Source organism: Alteromonas sp. ABM1_013 (assembly GCF_056160505.1).
Genome location: NZ_JBSWXH010000007.1, coordinates 169,777 through 186,286 on the forward strand (window position 1 = coordinate 169,777; position 16,510 = coordinate 186,286).

Annotated in this window: 14 protein-coding genes; 8 read left to right on the forward strand and 6 right to left on the reverse strand. The window is 43.1% G+C overall.

Annotated features, from left to right (window positions below; translation table 11 throughout):
• Positions 1 to 63: 63 nt before the first annotated feature.
• Genes ACXAGK_RS19380 through ACXAGK_RS19390 form a run of 3 tightly spaced genes read left to right on the forward strand, consistent with a single transcriptional unit; the run spans position 64 to position 4,344 of the window.
• Positions 64 to 1,887 (forward strand): assimilatory sulfite reductase (NADPH) flavoprotein subunit, encoded by a 1,824-nt coding sequence (locus ACXAGK_RS19380; RefSeq protein WP_474857473.1) that lies wholly within the window; start codon positions 64 to 66, stop codon positions 1,885 to 1,887.
• On the forward strand, positions 1,887 to 3,608 hold the full coding sequence (cysI, locus tag ACXAGK_RS19385) for an assimilatory sulfite reductase (NADPH) hemoprotein subunit (protein ID WP_474857474.1): 1,722 nt from the start codon (positions 1,887 to 1,889) through the stop codon (positions 3,606 to 3,608). The genes ACXAGK_RS19380 and cysI overlap by 1 nt, the downstream gene beginning before the upstream one ends.
• Positions 3,598 to 4,344: a phosphoadenylyl-sulfate reductase gene (locus ACXAGK_RS19390; protein ID WP_474857475.1), complete on the forward strand. Its 747-nt coding sequence runs from the start codon at positions 3,598 to 3,600 to the stop codon at positions 4,342 to 4,344. The genes cysI and ACXAGK_RS19390 overlap by 11 nt, the downstream gene beginning before the upstream one ends.
• Here ACXAGK_RS19390 and ACXAGK_RS19395 read toward each other — a convergent pair.
• Positions 4,341 to 5,246, reverse strand: coding sequence for a TIGR03899 family protein (locus ACXAGK_RS19395; RefSeq protein WP_474857476.1), 906 nt, complete (start codon positions 5,244 to 5,246; stop codon positions 4,341 to 4,343). The two genes, ACXAGK_RS19390 and ACXAGK_RS19395, sit on opposite strands and share 4 nt — an antisense overlap.
• A gap of 142 nt (positions 5,247 to 5,388) precedes the next feature.
• Between ACXAGK_RS19395 and ACXAGK_RS19400 the strand changes: the two genes are divergently transcribed.
• Entirely contained in the window at positions 5,389 to 7,614 is a 2,226-nt protein-coding gene (locus tag ACXAGK_RS19400) for a bifunctional diguanylate cyclase/phosphodiesterase (protein ID WP_474857477.1), read from the forward strand.
• Here the strand turns inward: ACXAGK_RS19400 and ACXAGK_RS19405 are convergent.
• On the reverse strand, positions 7,611 to 8,189 hold the full coding sequence (locus ACXAGK_RS19405; protein WP_474857478.1) for a uracil-DNA glycosylase family protein: 579 nt from the start codon (positions 8,187 to 8,189) through the stop codon (positions 7,611 to 7,613). The genes ACXAGK_RS19400 and ACXAGK_RS19405 overlap by 4 nt on opposite strands.
• 114 nt (positions 8,190 to 8,303) lie before the next feature.
• On the opposite strand from ACXAGK_RS19405, the gene ACXAGK_RS19410 reads away from it, so the two are divergent.
• Positions 8,304 to 8,609, forward strand: coding sequence for a hypothetical protein (locus tag ACXAGK_RS19410; protein ID WP_025254039.1), 306 nt, complete (start codon positions 8,304 to 8,306; stop codon positions 8,607 to 8,609).
• A 53-nt stretch (positions 8,610 to 8,662) separates the two neighbouring features.
• Here the strand turns inward: ACXAGK_RS19410 and sthA are convergent, their stop codons facing one another.
• Together sthA and ACXAGK_RS19420 are read right to left on the reverse strand one after the other, a co-directional pair.
• A complete protein-coding gene (gene sthA, locus ACXAGK_RS19415) occupies positions 8,663 to 10,084 on the reverse strand; it encodes a Si-specific NAD(P)(+) transhydrogenase (RefSeq protein ID WP_474857479.1) in 1,422 nt (473 codons plus the stop codon).
• Between the two features lie 247 nt (positions 10,085 to 10,331).
• A complete protein-coding gene (locus tag ACXAGK_RS19420; protein WP_474857480.1) occupies positions 10,332 to 11,459 on the reverse strand; it encodes an acyl-CoA desaturase in 1,128 nt (375 codons plus the stop codon).
• A gap of 340 nt (positions 11,460 to 11,799) precedes the next feature.
• Between ACXAGK_RS19420 and fabR the strand changes: the two genes are divergently transcribed.
• Together fabR and ACXAGK_RS19430 are read left to right on the forward strand one after the other, a co-directional pair.
• A complete protein-coding gene (gene fabR / locus ACXAGK_RS19425) occupies positions 11,800 to 12,393 on the forward strand; it encodes an HTH-type transcriptional repressor FabR (protein ID WP_461853095.1) in 594 nt (197 codons plus the stop codon).
• Positions 12,394 to 12,528: 135 nt separating this feature from the next.
• Complete coding sequence (locus ACXAGK_RS19430; protein ID WP_474857481.1) at positions 12,529 to 12,819, forward strand: DUF1330 domain-containing protein; 291 nt, start codon at positions 12,529 to 12,531, stop codon at positions 12,817 to 12,819.
• A gap of 22 nt (positions 12,820 to 12,841) precedes the next feature.
• Here ACXAGK_RS19430 and trmA read toward each other — a convergent pair whose 3' ends face one another.
• Positions 12,842 to 13,939: a tRNA (uridine(54)-C5)-methyltransferase TrmA gene (trmA, locus tag ACXAGK_RS19435; RefSeq protein WP_474857482.1), complete on the reverse strand. Its 1,098-nt coding sequence runs from the start codon at positions 13,937 to 13,939 to the stop codon at positions 12,842 to 12,844.
• 190 nt (positions 13,940 to 14,129) lie between these two features.
• Between trmA and ACXAGK_RS19440 the strand changes: the two genes are divergently transcribed.
• On the forward strand, positions 14,130 to 15,446 hold the full coding sequence (locus tag ACXAGK_RS19440) for a DUF5610 domain-containing protein (protein WP_474857483.1): 1,317 nt from the start codon (positions 14,130 to 14,132) through the stop codon (positions 15,444 to 15,446).
• 75 nt (positions 15,447 to 15,521) lie between these two features.
• Here ACXAGK_RS19440 and ACXAGK_RS19445 read toward each other — a convergent pair whose 3' ends face one another.
• Positions 15,522 to 15,986 carry an RNA recognition motif domain-containing protein gene (locus ACXAGK_RS19445; RefSeq protein WP_179984549.1) on the reverse strand — a complete coding sequence of 155 codons (465 nt, stop codon included), beginning with the start codon at positions 15,984 to 15,986 and terminating at the stop codon, positions 15,522 to 15,524.
• Positions 15,987 to 16,510: the final 524 nt, after the last annotated feature.

Consider the following 16,510-nt stretch of genomic DNA (forward strand, 5'->3'; position numbering starts at 1 on the left):
ATTCTTTTCTCTTCTTGAAGAAAGCCGTTAGCCTTAGCGCCATTGATAAAAGGCTAAAAGACTATGTCACAAGATTCTAATTCGAACTCAGCGCCAGGCGCGGTATTAAACGAACAGCAGTGGAATGCCATTACGCAAGCCATTGCAGGCTTAAATCGTGATCAACTTACTTGGGTAAGTGGCTATGCAGCAGGCATGGCGGCTGCGCAAGGCGGCTCGGTTGCCCCTGCTATACAAAGCGCGCCTGCCGTAGCGGGTGATGCGCCAACGCTAACTATACTGTATGGCTCACAAACAGGTAATGCGAAAGGTGTGGCTGCGCAGTGTCAAGCCAAAGCAGAGGAAGCAGGCTTTAACAGCAAGCTTGTTAGCATGGCTGATTACAAGCCTCGCAACTTAAAAGCAGAAACCCACGTAGCGGTATTTGTAAGTACGCACGGTGAAGGCGATGCACCTGATGATGCCATCGAACTGCACGAATTCTTAGCGGGTAAAAAAGCCCCGAAGCTTGCGAACACTAAATACGCCGTTGTGGGGTTAGGTGATAGCAGTTACGAGTTTTTCTGCCAAACAGGTAAAGACTTCGATGAGCGCTTAGGTAAGTTAGGTGGTAAGCCTATTGTTGAGCGCCTTGATTGTGATGTTGACTATGAAGCGGAAGCCGAAGCATGGTTAAACAAGCTTATTGAATCATTAAAAGATGATTTTAGTGCGGCACCACAAGCAGCGGTAGCGGCGCAAACTGGCGCAGCAGTGCAGGGTGTAGCAGCACAGACTTACACCAAAAAGGCACCGTTTAAGGCAACGTTGATTGATGCCCAGAAGATTACGGGTCGCGATTCAGTTAAAGATATCCGTCACATTGAAATAAGTCTTGAAGATAGTGGAATTACCTACAAGCCAGGTGATGCGCTAGGTGTTTGGTTTAAGAACGCCGCTTCTTTGGTATCAGAACTTATTAGTATTTTGTCGTTAGATGGTAATACTGAAGTGTCTGTAGGTGACGCGACAATGTCGTTAACTGATGCCTTAACGTCTAAGCTTGAATTAACCTTAAGCTACCCTAATTTCATTAAGTCTTATCAAGAAGCGACCGGCTCTGAATCGTTAGCGACCTTGATGGAAGATAAAGCGCAGCTGCGTACTTATATGGCTGAGCGTCAAATCATTGATATCGTGCGTGACCACCCAGGTAATCTGTCTGAACAGCAGCTTGTTGATGCATTGCGCCCATTAACACCACGTTTGTACTCTATTGCATCAGCCCAAGCTGACGTGGAAGACGAAGTGCACTTAACGGTAGCTCACGTTGACTACGAAGCGTTTGGCCACCGTCATCAAGGTGGTGCGTCTGGCTTCTTGTGCGAATATTTAGAAGAAAATGGTGAGGTAGAAGTTTTCGTTGAAAACAACGATAACTTCCGTTTGCCGGAAGATCCTAATACGCCAGTGATCATGGTAGGACCGGGTACAGGTATTGCGCCATTTAGATCTTTCATGCAAGAGCGTGATGTGCAAGGCGCTGAGGGCAAAAATTGGTTGTTCTTCGGCAACCCTAATTTTACGCAAGATTTCCTATACCAGGTAGAGTGGCAAGGTTACGTTAAAGAAGGTCTGCTAGATAAAATTACGCTTGCATTCTCTCGTGACCAAGAAGAAAAAGTATATGTTCAGCACCGCTTATTAGAAAACGGTAAAGAAGTGTACGAATGGCTAGAGCAGGGCGCACACTTTTATGTGTGTGGTGATGCAATGCACATGGCGAAAGATGTAGAAAACGCCTTAATCAATATTGTGCAGGAGCACGGCGGAAAATCTGAAGCCGATGCTAAAGCCTATATTGTAGAGTTACGAAAAGCGAAACGTTATCAGAAGGATGTCTATTAATGAGTAACGAAAAATCACCATTTATCGTTGAGGGCAAACTGGCTGACAACGAGCGTCTAAAGCGCGAGAGTAATAATTTGCGCGGTACCATCACTACCGATCTTAAAGATGATCTTACCGGTGGTTTCACAGCTGATAACTTCCAGCTTATTCGCTTCCACGGTATGTACCAGCAAGACGACCGTGACATTCGAGCAGAACGTGCAAAGCAAAAACTTGAGCCGCTTCATAATGTGATGCTTCGCGCGCGTTTACCGGGTGGCGTGATCACGCCTGACCAATGGTTAGCGATTGATAAGTTTGCAGCTGACCACACTATGTATGGCAGTATTCGCTTAACCACTCGTCAAACATTCCAGTTTCACGGTGTGTTAAAGCCTAAGATTAAGTCTATGCATCAAATGCTAAATAAAGCTGGCATCGACTCTATTGCAACGGCGGGTGATGTAAACCGAAACGTACTATGTACGTCTAATCCAGTTGAATCTGAGCTTCACCTTCAGGCATTTGAATGGGCTAAAAAGATAAGTGAACACTTACTTCCCAAAACTCGCGCGTATGCTGAAATTTGGTTAGATGGTGAAAAAGTTGAGACCACTGAAAAGCCTGTTGAGCCTATTTTGGGTGATAACTATCTGCCGCGTAAGTTTAAAACTACCGTGGTTATTCCTCCGCAAAACGATGTTGATGTTCACGCAAACGACCTTAACTTTGTTGCGATTGCAGAAAATGGTCAGCTAATTGGCTTTAACGTACTTGTTGGTGGTGGTCTTGCAATGACTCACGGTGATAAGAGTACGTACCCGCGTAAAGCCTCTGACTTTGGTTTTATACCGCTGGAAAACACGCTAGACGTTGCCGCTGCGGTTGTTACCACGCAGCGTGATTGGGGTAATCGTGTTAATCGTAAGAACGCGAAAACCAAATACACCTTAGAGCGTGTTGGCGTAGACAACTTCAAAGCTGAAGTTGAGAAGCGCGCAGGCGTGACTTTCCAAGATAGCCGACCTTACGAATTTACCGACCGTGGTGACCGTTTTGGCTGGGTTGAAGGCATTGACGGCAAATACCACCTGACTGTGTTTATCGAAAATGGTCGTATTTTGGATTACCCAGGTAAAACGCTAAAAACGGGCTGTGCAGAAATTGCCAAAATACATAAAGGCGATTTCCGTTTAACCGCAAACCAGAACTTGATTATTGCTGGTGTTCCACCCCAAGACAAAGACAAAGTAGAAGCCTTAGCTCGTGAGCATGGCCTCATTGCGCCGAGTATTTCTAATCAGCGCCTTGATTCAATGGCCTGTGTTGCATTGCCAACTTGTCCGCTAGCGATGGCAGAAGCTGAGCGTTACCTGCCAGATGCTGTTACCGAGCTAGAAGGCTTGCTTGCCAAACACGGTTTAGAAGAAGACAGCGTTATCTTCCGCGTAACTGGCTGTCCTAATGGCTGTGGTCGCGCGATGTTGTCTGAAGTTGGCTTGGTAGGTAAAGGTCCAGGCAAGTACAACTTGCACTTAGGTGGCAACCGAGAAGGTACACGTATTCCACGTATGTATCGAGAAAACATTAGCGAACAAGAAATCATGGCAGAGTTAGATACGTTACTTGGTCAATGGGCTAAAGAGCGTGAGAGTGGCGAGGCCTTTGGTGATTACGTTGTTCGCGCTGGTGTTGTAAAACCAGTAGTAGACTCCGCACGGGATTTCTATGACGAATAATACAGCAGAAAAGCAGCAACCACTTACGCTTGATATCAGCAAGGAAGACCTTGCTGATATCAACGATATGTTGGAAAAAATGACAGCGCAAGAGCGAGTAGCTTGGGCGCTGGACAACTTGCCCGATACTCATATTGTGTCTTCGAGTTTCGGAGCGCAGTCGGCAGTTATGCTGCACATGCTGACTCAAGCACAACCGGATATCCCCGTTGTGCTTACTGATACTGGGTATTTGTTTCCAGAAACGTACAAATTTATTGATGAGCTGGTTGAAAAGCTTAATTTAAACTTGCACGTTTACAGCGCAAAAATGTCATCTGCGTGGCAAGAAGCGCGCTTTGGTAGGCTTTGGGAACAAGGCATCGAAGGTATTGAAAAATACAACAAGATGAACAAAGTTGAACCAATGCAGCGTGCGTTAGGTGAACTGAATGCGGGTACCTGGTTCGCAGGTTTGCGCAGAAGTCAATCTGATACCCGTGGCAAACTGCCTGTTCTGCAAAAAGTGGGACAGCAGTTCAAGCTATACCCAATTATCGACTGGAGCAATAAAGACCTCCACTACTACCTTAAAGATAACGACTTATCTTATCACCCGCTTTGGGAGCAAGGCTACGTTTCAATTGGCGATTGGCATACAACGCAGTCGCTACAAGAAGGTATGAGTGAGCAGGATACCCGCTTCTTCGGGTTAAAGCGCGAGTGTGGATTACACGAGTTTGGTGACGGTATTTAACTTATGTTGAATACCTCGCCCAATACTTTTTTTAATTCTTGTAAATACCTTTCGTTAGAAGATTTAGTAACCAGTTTGTAAAGCTCACTGCCTACAGAAGTAAACTTGTAATAAACCAAAGCAGCCCCAGAAGTTTTACATGTAAGCGTTATATTCTCATTAACACATCGCCATGTGACCTGTTGCCCCTCTACATATTCTCCACTTTCAATTTCACTGGCATAAATTAACTTCATTTCCTGCAGCGACAATAGGTCTGGGTAACTAAGTCCTACAGAGGCTAAATTTAATTGTTCTGGAATGGGTTTTCGAAGAAACGAAAGCAGGCCTTTACGTTTATGATATCCCACTAAAATGCGCGGTACGGTATCGTTACTTTTTCGACTGGCTACGTTAACCGCTTTATTAAATACTTTTGCATCTCTGTGCGTGAGCGTTTTAAGCAACTGTAGAGTGCGAAGTGAAAAACTACCGGGATGGGCGACCTCAACGGCAAAAATCTTGCCCCACAATTCTTGCATTGGTTGGCTGTAAATTTCCTCAGCCATAGTGCTAAAGGCGAAAAACCAATCTGCATCAAGATTATCGTTAGTTTTTTCGTTGATTGAAACATTTAGTGCTATATTTAAAACAGATTGAAGATTGCTCGCTTTTTGAGTTTCTAGAATTTGTTTCCTTCGTTCCAGCGCATGTTTTTGCTTTTTAGGATCAGGAGACATCATAGATGGGCTAATACCCACTCTAGCGAACCATGACAACATGCGTTGGCGGCTTGCATCCGCTTTGATAGAGCTCGCCATTTTCTCAGCAGTGGGTTGGTCACTGGGCGCTTTTGCGCTACTGACTTCCGTGTTTTGAGCTTTTTTAATCTCAGGGGGTAAGTGCTGAGGTGTAATCTTCATATTGATTTAAATTATTGAATGTAAATTAGCATGTAACATGAGGGCACTATTGCATTGCGTAACCCATTTATCAATGCGATTGTCTCCTTAATACAGTAAGTCGTGCATTCTTGTTTTGTATGTATCGGGGAAATGAGCGGTAATGTCGGCAATGGATTACGATAACGACGAGTTAATTTTTTTAGATGATGATGATTCAGTTACAGAGCCTGTATTATTAGGTAAAGACTGGAACATTCTTATCGTCGATGATGATGAAGAAATCCACACGGTAACGCGTCTGGCGCTATCTGATCTCATCGTAAACGATCGCAAGTTAAACTTCATCCACGCTTATTCCGCGAAGCAAGCCAAAGAAAAACTTCACGAATTCGGTAACAGTATCGCTATCATTTTGCTTGATGTTGTTATGGAAACTGACGATGCAGGCTTTGATGTCGTTAAATATATTCGTGAAGACATGAAACTGTACGAGCCTCGTATCATTTTGCGTACAGGGCAGCCAGGTTATGCACCTGAAGAGCAAGTCATTAAAGTTTACGATATTAACGACTACAAAACGAAAACGGAACTTACGCGCTCCAAGCTACTGACGACCATTATCTCTTCGCTGCGCTCTTACCAGCAAATTATAACCATAAGTCAAAGTCGCACTGGCTTAGAAAAGATAATTACCTCGTCGGCGAATTTGTTTGAAGAGCATTCGGTTAAAGAGTTTTGCGAAGGGGTTGTCACGCAAATTAGCTCTCTTATTGGTCTCGATTCTGAAGGGCTATTATGTGCCAGAGCCGGTTCCCTTTTAGATCAAGACGACGAGCAAGTATATGTCCTTGGTGCCGCGGGTGAATATGCGAAATTTATCAATCACCCGGTTGTAGACGTTAACAACATTGACATTGAAGAAAATATAAGCCGTTGTTTACGGCTTAAAAAGCACATATTTGAGGCGAGTTGTTCTGTACTTTATATAAGTCGCGCTGGGTTCGAAGCCGCCGTATACGTCAGGCAAACTCACGAAATCAGTGAATTAGACAAAAACCTTTTAGAAGTATTCTTATCTAGCATTTCGGTAGGCTACGAAAACGTCAACCTCTTCCACGAATTAAGGAATGCAGCGTTCAGAGATTGGTTAACCCGATTACCAAACCGCAATGAGTTCATTAATATGCTAGACAAGCCTCACTTGTTTGGTGGAGAAAATTTTAGTGTTGCGCTTATCGATGTTAATCATTTTTCCGATGTTAATGATGGGCTAGGGCAAGAAGTTGGCAACGAGTTATTACGTGCAATCAGCGATCGTTTTCAAACCTCATTTGACGGCCAAGTCAAGAAAGGACGTATTGGTGCTGATGTTTTTGGTCTTATCGGCCCCGATGAGCTTGTCTGTCCCGAGGCAATCAACGCACTTTTCCAATCATCCTTTAAAGTGGGTGACCACACGCTACCCGTGAATGTTACCGTCGGGTTTTGCAAGCTAGAGAATAAGCGCCATATTGGTATTGAGATTTTAAAGCGCACCAATATTGCGTTAAACCGCGCTAAGAAAAACCTAACAGACAACTTCGAGTATTACGCTAAAGATATTGAGGATCAGACCACATGGCGTTTGGATATGATCCGTCAATTAAGAAACGACTTTGCGGCGAGAAAGCTAGAACTATGGTTTCAGCCCCAAGTAGACCTGCTCAATGAAAAAGTAGTGGGCATGGAAGGTCTACTTCGCTGGCCAGATGGAGAGGGGGGCTATATCTCTCCAGCTGTTTTTGTGCCACTTGCTGAATACTCTGGTCTTATTGTTGATATTGGTGAATGGGTGCTTGAGGAATCATGTCGCCGTTTGCAAGAGCTTAAAGAAAAGGGGTACGGGCATCTTAGGGTTGCTGTTAATATATCTATTCCCCAGTTTCGCGATAGATTATTTGTCGAAAAAGTTAAACAAGCACTTTCCAAAGCCAACTGTGACCCCAGTCTCTTAGAGCTTGAAATAACCGAAAGTGTGGTAATGGACGAGCCGCAAATAGTGATTGATGCTTTGCGTACGTTGAAAGAATTTGGCGTTCAAATTGCTATCGATGACTTTGGTACAGGCTTTTCTTCCATGAGCTATCTGCAGCAATTGCCATTAGATCGTTTGAAAGTCGATCGTTCGTTCGTTAAAGACATCAAACCGGGTGCTAGTGCAGTGCTTGCCGAAACCATAGTAACGTTAGGAAACAAGCTGGGGTTACTCACCATTGCCGAAGGTGTGGAAAAAAGAGAGCAAGCAAGCTACATGATTAAACTAGGGTGTGATGAGGCCCAAGGTTATTTATATGCCAAGCCCATGCCTTTTGATTCACTTCTAACGTTTCTTGAGGCGCACGATTAATCAGATAAAGCTGACGAGATAGCGAGCTGCAATTCGGGAAGTATAGTCCGCTCGAACCATGGATTTTTAGCAAGCCACCTGTTATTCCTTCCTGACGGGTGAGGTAAAACAAAGTGTGTATTAGTCGGCGCGCCTACTGCTTCAGTCAAAGTTTTGTACTGGGGTAAATAATACTGCTGTGAGTATCGACCTACGTAAAGCGTGACTTTAGGTTTTAAGTAGGCGAGAAACTCATGGTGCCATGTAGGTGCACACTCTTTTCTAGGCGGGGCATCAGCGCGGTTTTTGTACCCTGGAAAGCAAAATCCCATAGGTAGCACCGAGATCAAGCGCGCATCATAGAAAGTTTCTTTGGATACAGCCAGCCATTCACGCAAGCGATCTCCGCTGGGATCGTCAAACGCAATACTTCTCTCGTGCGCTTTAAGCCCTGGCGCTTGCCCAATAATAAGAATTTTTGTGGATGGTGAAGTATTAAAAATGGGGTTAGGTTCGTGAGGTAGGTGAGGCGCGCATATTGTGCAATTCTTTGCTTTGGCCACCAATGCATCGTGCCCTTTCAAAATTTTCTCCAATTATTTCTCTGTGTAATACTTTTGTCACAATTGTATGATCTCAATTTGACTATCTAATGTATATACAGTATGTTTAATAGTGACAGTAGTAGACTGTAGCACAGGAGAAAAAACATGCGTAAAGTAGTACTAACATTAGCTCTATCAGCAGCCTTTGGTATTGCGCATGCGGAATCTGGTGAGAACCAGCTTTTCGATTGCATGGATGCGAAAACATTCGAAATGAATAACCAATGTATGTCGGATCAAATCGGCAATAACATTCGTTTCCGTGATGCACAAGCAAAGCTGATCGACATTGCAAGCGAAAGTCAGGGTGATTACGCGATTGCAACAATGACGTTCGATCAAGAAAATATGCACATCGACATCGTAGCACATAAAGACTCGCTTAACGCGCTTGCTGCGAACCGTAACTAATTTTAGTTAACGCATATAAGCCGGCGACAATTTCGCCGGCTTTTTTGTATCTGTTAGAAAATCCTATTTAGCCCATTGATGGCAGCAACACGATAGGCTTCAGCCATGGTCGGATAGTTAAATGTAGTGTTAACGAAGTAGTCTATGGTGTTGCCTTCACCTTTTTGTTGCATGATGGCTTGGCCGATATGAACAATTTCAGAGGCACGTTCACCAAAGCAGTGAATACCCAGTATTTCTTTCGTTTCCCGGTGAAATAGAATTTTAAGGCTACCCGTTTGTGTTGATGCAATCTGCGCTCTGGCCAAATGTTTGAACTGGGCTCTTCCCACCTCATAAGGTATCTTGGCTGCAGTAAGTTCTTGTTCTGTCTTACCTACCGAACTAATTTCCGGGATGGTATAGATACCTGACGGAATATCTTCTACTAACGCTGAATGTGTATTTATGCCGAGCATTGCCTCAGCGGCAAATCGACCTTGATTATATGCTGCAGATGCCAAACTTGGGTAACCAATCACATCGCCAACAGCAAATACATTGTCTACGTCGGTTTGATAACTTTCATTAACCTTAAGTTGGCCTCTACCATCCGCTTTTAAACCAATATTCTCAAGTTTCAGAGTATCTGTGTTGCCCGTACGGCCATTAGCAAACAATAAGCAATCGGCTCGCATGCGCTTACCTGACTCTAGGTTCAAAATTACTGAATCATCGGTAGCTTCGACAGAAGAGTAGGTTTCATTATGACGAATAAGTACGCCGTTGTTCCATAAGTGGTAACTTAGCGCATCAGAGATCTCGTCATCTAAAAATGACAACAAACGGTCTCGCATATTAACCAGATCGACTTTTACTCCCAAGCCTCTAAAGATACTGGCATATTCCGACCCAATTACACCTGCACCATAAATTATGATGGACTTTGGATCGTGATCTAGAGATAAGATGGTGTCAGAGTTATAAATACGGGGGTGATTAAAATCGATATCTTTCGGGCAATAGGGGCGCGAACCTGTGGCTATTGCTATTTGTGCTGCTGTGACTGTGTCCTTCGAGCCGTCTTCTCGTGTTATTTCCAAGGTGTGTGCATCGACAAAGCTGGCTTCGCCATGAAACAGCGTAACACGGTTTCTATCATAAAAAGAAGAACGCAGGCGAGTTTGGCTTTTAACTACACCGCTAGCATGGCGCATGATGTCTGAAAACGTAAGGCTCTTACTTAAGTGGTTGTCGGCAAATAGGGGAGACGTATTGTATTCAATAAGACGACTGACTGAGTGACGAAGCGCTTTAGAGGGAATAGTGCCCCAATGAGTACAGCCACCGCCAACAGCTTCGTAGCGTTCTACCACTGCCACTTTTTTACCGGCCTTGGCAAGCTGCATTGCAACACCCTCTCCACCGGGGCCAGTGCCTATAACAATCGCATCGTAATGATACGACGGAGCTTTAGTTTTTTGCTTCGTTGCCATGTTATTTTCCCGTATTATTACTTCTATGATGTGGCGTCTGAAATCACAATAACCGCCACAATTCAGTTTATGATGTAGCTTGAACACCGAACTTAGTCTAAAGCTAAGCTGTTTATGCCAACCTTACAAACTCTAGTATAACTACCTTACTTGAAGTGTCATCCCAACTATAGATCAAAAAAAACCACATAAGCAGATACTTATGTGGTTTTTGGTTTAATCAGATCAGCTAAAAGAATAGGTAATGCTACGCCATTTGTAGTGACAGGCTTTGCAATTGAGTCCATTTTTCTTTCTGCACTGCAAAGGCGTGCTTCATCTCTTTATATTTGTAAGCAAGCTCTAACCCTTCAATGCTGCGTTTTAATGTACGCTTCTTAACGCGCATAACGCGCTTTTTCGTTGCGTAGTACTCACTCATCCGCTGCATTAGCAGGTCGTACTCTTCTTGAATAGTGTGCATCATTTCTTCCGCATTCGGTAGTAACGATACTTTTTCACTTGCCCTTTGAAGCTGCATGGCCGCCAGAGCTTTTTCGATGCGCTCTTCAGGTACTTTGCGAAGGTTCGACGTTAAACCTACATAAGACAGCCCTTTGATAAGCCATTTAGTAGGATCAAACTGGTACCAACGAATACCATTGCGGTAGTCGTACTCAAAAATATGGTGATAGTTGTGATAACCCTCACCAAAAGTAAAGAATGCTAAAACGCCATTATCACGTGCTGTATTCTTATCGGTATAAGGCTGACTACCCCAAAAGTGAGCAAGTGAGTTAATGAAGAAGGTAACGTGGTGAACTAGCACCAATCGCAAAACGCCGGCCACCAAGATCATGCCCATGACGTCGCCGTTCAGGTAACCCAACAGACCAGTAATACCAAAGTTAGCAGCGAGTACAATAGGCAAGTAGTATTTATGCTGCCAAATCACAACGCTATCTTTTTGTAGATCTTTACAGTTGCTGTAATCATCGTAACGCTTAGCTTGATACTCGCGTAACATCCAGCCGATGTGCGCAAACCAAAGCCCTTTCTTTGCAGAGTAGGGGTCTTTGTCGTTGTCATCTACATGGCGATGGTGAACGCGATGATCTGACGACCAGTGCAAAATACTATTTTGCAGTGCCATCGCCCCACCAATCGCTAATACGACACGAACTACAATGTTGGCATCGTAGGTTTTATGTGACCACAAGCGATGATACCCAGCAGTTATTGACATGCCGGTGAAATAGAATAGGAATATAGCGGTACCGATTTCTGCCCAATCGATACCCTGATATGCCACCCAAAGCGGCACACCTATAAATGCAATAGCGCCTGATATTATAAATACCAGCACATTCGTTAGGATAAGAGGAGGTTTTTTCATTTTATACAACTTGGCTTACAACTGTTCGCTAATTTATCGTTTTACGAGGCTTCAGGCAAGCAAAACCCAGATAAGTTCTGCTTACATGTGTAAAGTTTAATTATAGCCGAGGGTGGCAAAAACGTAGCTAAAACGTGAGAACTAACGCTTAACCCTTGTTTATAAAAGAGATGATTTTGTTTCCCTTTCCCCATCAGTGCGTGTTGCGATAAACTAGACGTGCTAGTCTTTGATGTATGAGGTTCGATTGCGTTAATGGTTATTCAGATGACGTTGAAAGTAGACTCTAAAGTTAAAAAATCATCAGACCATTAAAAGTTAATGAACACAGGGTGCGAACGTGAGCCGACAAGAACAGAAATTAAAAACCCGCCAAAATATCATCCATGCTGCATTTTCACTGCTAGACGAAAACCGAAGTTTATCGGCAATAAGTTTGCGTGAAGTTGCCCGAGAAGCTGGTATTGCCCCCACGTCGTTTTATCGACACTTTAAAGATATGGACGAGTTGGGTTTAACGCTGGTGGATGAAGCGGGTTTAGCGCTGCGTCAGCTTATGCGTCAGGCTAGAAGGCGCATAGCTTCAGGCGGCGGCGTCATCCATACCTCTGTTGAAACCTTCATGGAGTTCATCGCGGCCAACACAAACGTATTTCGGTTATTACTGCGAGAGCATACCGGAACGTCGTCTGCTTACCGACTTGCAGTATTCAGAGAAATTCAACATTTCATCGATGAACTTACTGACTACATTATCGAACAGCAAGGCGTGGAATACGCCTGCGCCCAGTTACAAGCCGATGCTATGGTAAGACTAGTATTCAGTGCCGGAGCGGAAGCATTAGAAGCGGATGATAAGCTTAGAAGTGAAATTGGTGAAAGAGTGAAAGCGCAACTTCGCTTTGTTCAAATAGGCGCTACCCAGAAAGCGTAGCGCTGAAGTATTATCAAATATTTTACGAAACAGATTCTAGCGTAAGCCTTCTTATTACACGAAATATAGCTTGTTAAGCTCTCAATATGATAACGCTGGGTTCAACCAGTTAATTTCAAGAGAAGAGAGTAAGATATGTATTATTCAGTTTTAGAAGTTACACCTACCAATGAAGCGTGGATCCCGCACTATGTAAAACTTGCCGCGGATATCGTGTCGAAACACGGTGGAAAATATCTAGCGAACAGTGCGAATCATCAAACTTTAGAAGGCGAGAGAGAAGAACCCGCTATTCGCGCTATTATCCAATGGCCTTCAAAACAAAGCGCACTCGATTTTATGTCTGACCCAGATTACCTTCCACTACTAAAACTAAGAACTGACGGCTCAGTAAGCCATCACGTTCTTGTAGAAGGCAAGGAGTAGTAGAAAATGACTTACACGCAAACTAGACTTTGCGTGTAAGTAGAACGCCTGCCTCAATATGATGAGTGAAAGGAAATTGGTCGAATAGCGCCGATTGAGAAACGTCGTGAGTTTCACTCAAAAGCTCAAGGTTCTGCGCCAAAGTTTCAGGATTACACGAGATATACACAATATTATCGTAATCCTGAATCATTCTTAGTGAATCTTCATCTAACCCAGCTCTTGGTGGGTCGACCAATACAGTGGTGAAATTGTAAGTGCTTAAATCAATGCCTTCTAAGCGACTAAACGTACGCTCGCCCTTCATAGCCTGTGTGAATTCTTCGGCGGCTAACCTTACAATTTTTACATTGCTCAGCTCGTTTTGCTCAATATTAAACTGAGCTGCTTGCACTGAAGGTTTAGCTATTTCGGTACCCACCACATTATCAAAGTGAAGTGCTAGCGGAAGTGAAAAGTTACCGGCACCACAATACATTTCTAGTAAGTCTCCAGAGAGTGGTTTAACACAATCTAAAGCCCATTCAATCATGCTACAGTTCACTTCGGCATTGGGCTGAGTGAAGCTATTTTCTATATGCTTGAATACGAATTCTCGTCCGTTTACTGGTAAACGCTCAATTACAAAATCGTTGTCGATAATAAGCTTTTGCTTTCTAGCGCGACCAATGATGTTTACTTTAGGAAAGTGAGATTCAAGTGTCGCTTTTAATTCTCTTGCTGCCACTTGCCATTCTTCATCTAATTGACGATGGTATAAAAGGCTTATAACAAGTTCACCAGACAACGCAGAAAGGTAATCGATTTGAAATAACTTTTTTCTTAGAGTTTCGTTTGGTCTTACTTCTTCAAGCAAAAGTGTCATCGCATCGTTTATTGCTTTACATGCAGGGGCAAAGCTATCGACACGATATTTTTCTTTCGTTTCCTGATTAAACATGATGTGAAATAAGTCATCGCCCTCGTGCCACACTCTAAACTCTGCGCGCATGCGGTAGTGTGTTGGCTGAGATGGGAATACAGAAAGTTCTGGTGCATTGAATGGAGAAAGCAACGCGGTGAGACGATTTACTTTTTCGTCTAACTGATCTTGATAGCGTTGTTGTTCAGTGGCGGTCATAAAATTCTCCATTCATTGTTGAGGTCGCGAATTGTAGTCCCTTAAAAAATAACTGCAACAAGCGCTCCCGACTTCTTTATTATTAATACGCATGATTGCCTAAATAGCTTTTAGAAAAAAATACTGTATTAAAATTAAACAATATTGATTCTTTGCCGATAATAAGAGTGAGGATAGTGAGGATCAAATTATGAACGTGGGTCAAATTAAAGCTTTTATGGGAGACCAAAAGGTTGATCAGAAAGCGGATCAAAAGGCAACGGTTCACCCAAATGAAGCGCTTAAAAAGCAGTTGCAGCAAGACGGATTGCAGCAAGCCGCTGAGTTCTCGAAGCAACAAGCGGCTTCAGTATCTGTTTCAAGTAGCCAAACGAGTATCGGCTTGCGCGTGGTAAGTAGCAATATTAATCAAGCGTTGGAAATAGATGGGCAAAGACCACAAGAAACGAAAGAGAAAAATCTTGAAGAAAAGTCGAACGGTTTATTCGATTTTGAAAAAGTAGCCCGAAACGTACTTAAGTTCGTGGGCAGCGTTATTCGCGGCGCAGCCGATGGAGGTGCCAGCGAAGAAAAGCTGACCGGGCTATTTAGCCAAGCAAGAGAAGGAGTAAGCCGCGGCTTCGCGATGGCTGAAAAAGATCTTGCTGGGTTTATGAATGAAGAGATTGAGCAAGGTATAACGAAAAGCCGGGATCTTATTGATACGGGTATTGATGATCTAGAAACCGATATTTTTGGACGCCAGCAGCCTAATGCTGTCCAGCTGTCTTCGTTGGAAGCTGTTGCAGCATCGGACGAAAAAAGCGGTAGTTTGATGATTCGAACTAAAGATGGTGATGAAGTGAGCTTTAGTTTTGAAAGCCTGCGTTCTTTCCAGGCTTCTCAGCAACTTAATTTTCAGGCTCAGGCATCTCAAGGCCAATCTGACGGTAGTGGTGAGCAAAGTGAAAGTGGCTTTTCGGCAAGCTATTCTCAACAAACGTCTTATCAATACTATGAACGAAGCGGTATTAGCTTTTCATTAAAAGGAGAACTTGACGAAGATGAGTTGGAATCGATAGCTGATTTAGTCGGACAAGTGCAGGATCTAGCTGATACCTTCTATAGTGGTGATATCGACAAGGCATTTGAAGAAGCACTGAGTTTAGGCTTTGATGATAAAGAGTTGGTTGGTTACGCACTACAGTTAAATAGGACTACGCAAACCGAAGTGCTAAAGACATACGAAAATATTCAGCACTATAATGAAGATAAAAGTGACAACGCGAAGTACGGTAATGTGGTTAGTCCAATCGCTCAATATCTAGAGAAGATGATGGATACCTTTGCTAACGCAGAAAGTAAGTTAGAAAGTAGTGAAGACTATAATACTTTAATAGCTGGTATTATTAACGAAATGGAAGATGTCCAGGTTCCTGATCTAATATCCGCCATAAACAGATTTCGATCTTTTAATCAAACTTTATTAGATGGCCTTCCTCAATCTGCTGAAACCAGCGAGAGCTAATGCTTATGACAATAAAAAGCCCGGAAGCGAGAGCTTACCGGGCTTTTTTACATAACTAAAAACTACGAATAAGAATTACACGTGTTCGACTTTGTCTTTTGCAGGTCGAACTTTCAACGTTCGTTCTTGGAAGATAGAGTCGTTAGTCTTATCAATAACACTACTAAGATCGTCTGTGACAACCTCGATAAAACCGTAACCTTTTCTTTTTCCAGTTTTACGATCCTTCATTAAACGAACCGACTGCACTTCAATAAAGCTACTGAAGTACTCCTTTACTGCGTTCTCGTTTGCTCTATAGGGTAAATTACCCACATATAAAGTTTCAACTGATCCGTTATTGGTGTGTGCTCTGGCATCTGAGGAAGATGGACTTTGAATAAGAGACGCTAGCCAAGGAGTAACGATACCGCTTATCAGCAGAGCTGCAGATACGGTAAGTGGAACATGGACGTTTAAACTAGCAGAAGAAAATAACAAATACCCTGCAATTGCAAAAATAGCGCTAATTACAGCGCATTGAATAAAGCCTACTTTCATATACCTACCTTTCTATTGTTTATTATGGTGTTGGAGGCTGTATATAGTTTACTCATTTGTAACAATTAGAACAATAAAATGTGAAAAAACTAGTCGAAAGATGCATTGAGCCAATGGAAATGATGCAGAAATGAACGGTTAACACCAAAAGTGCCTTAAAATGCAAAAAAATCCAATTTAAGTGTTGATCTTTCTCAAGAGGTATCTATAATGCGCTCCACGTTCTGAGGGGGCTTCGAGAAAAACAAAGCCAACTTAGCAACAAGTGCGAAACCAAGTTTTCAAGCAAATAAAAAGTTTAAAAACATGGTTGACATCGAAAATAAACGATGTAAAATGCGCACCTCACTCGAACAGGGTGAGTCACTAAGAAGCAACGGCTTCTAGTGAATTGCGACGAAGTCGCAACGTTCTTTAACAATTTAGACAAGATAATCTGTGTGGGCACTCGTTAAGAGTGTCACAACGACGATTCATATTTCGATATATTTAATTGAAGAGTTTGATCATGGCTCAGATTGAAC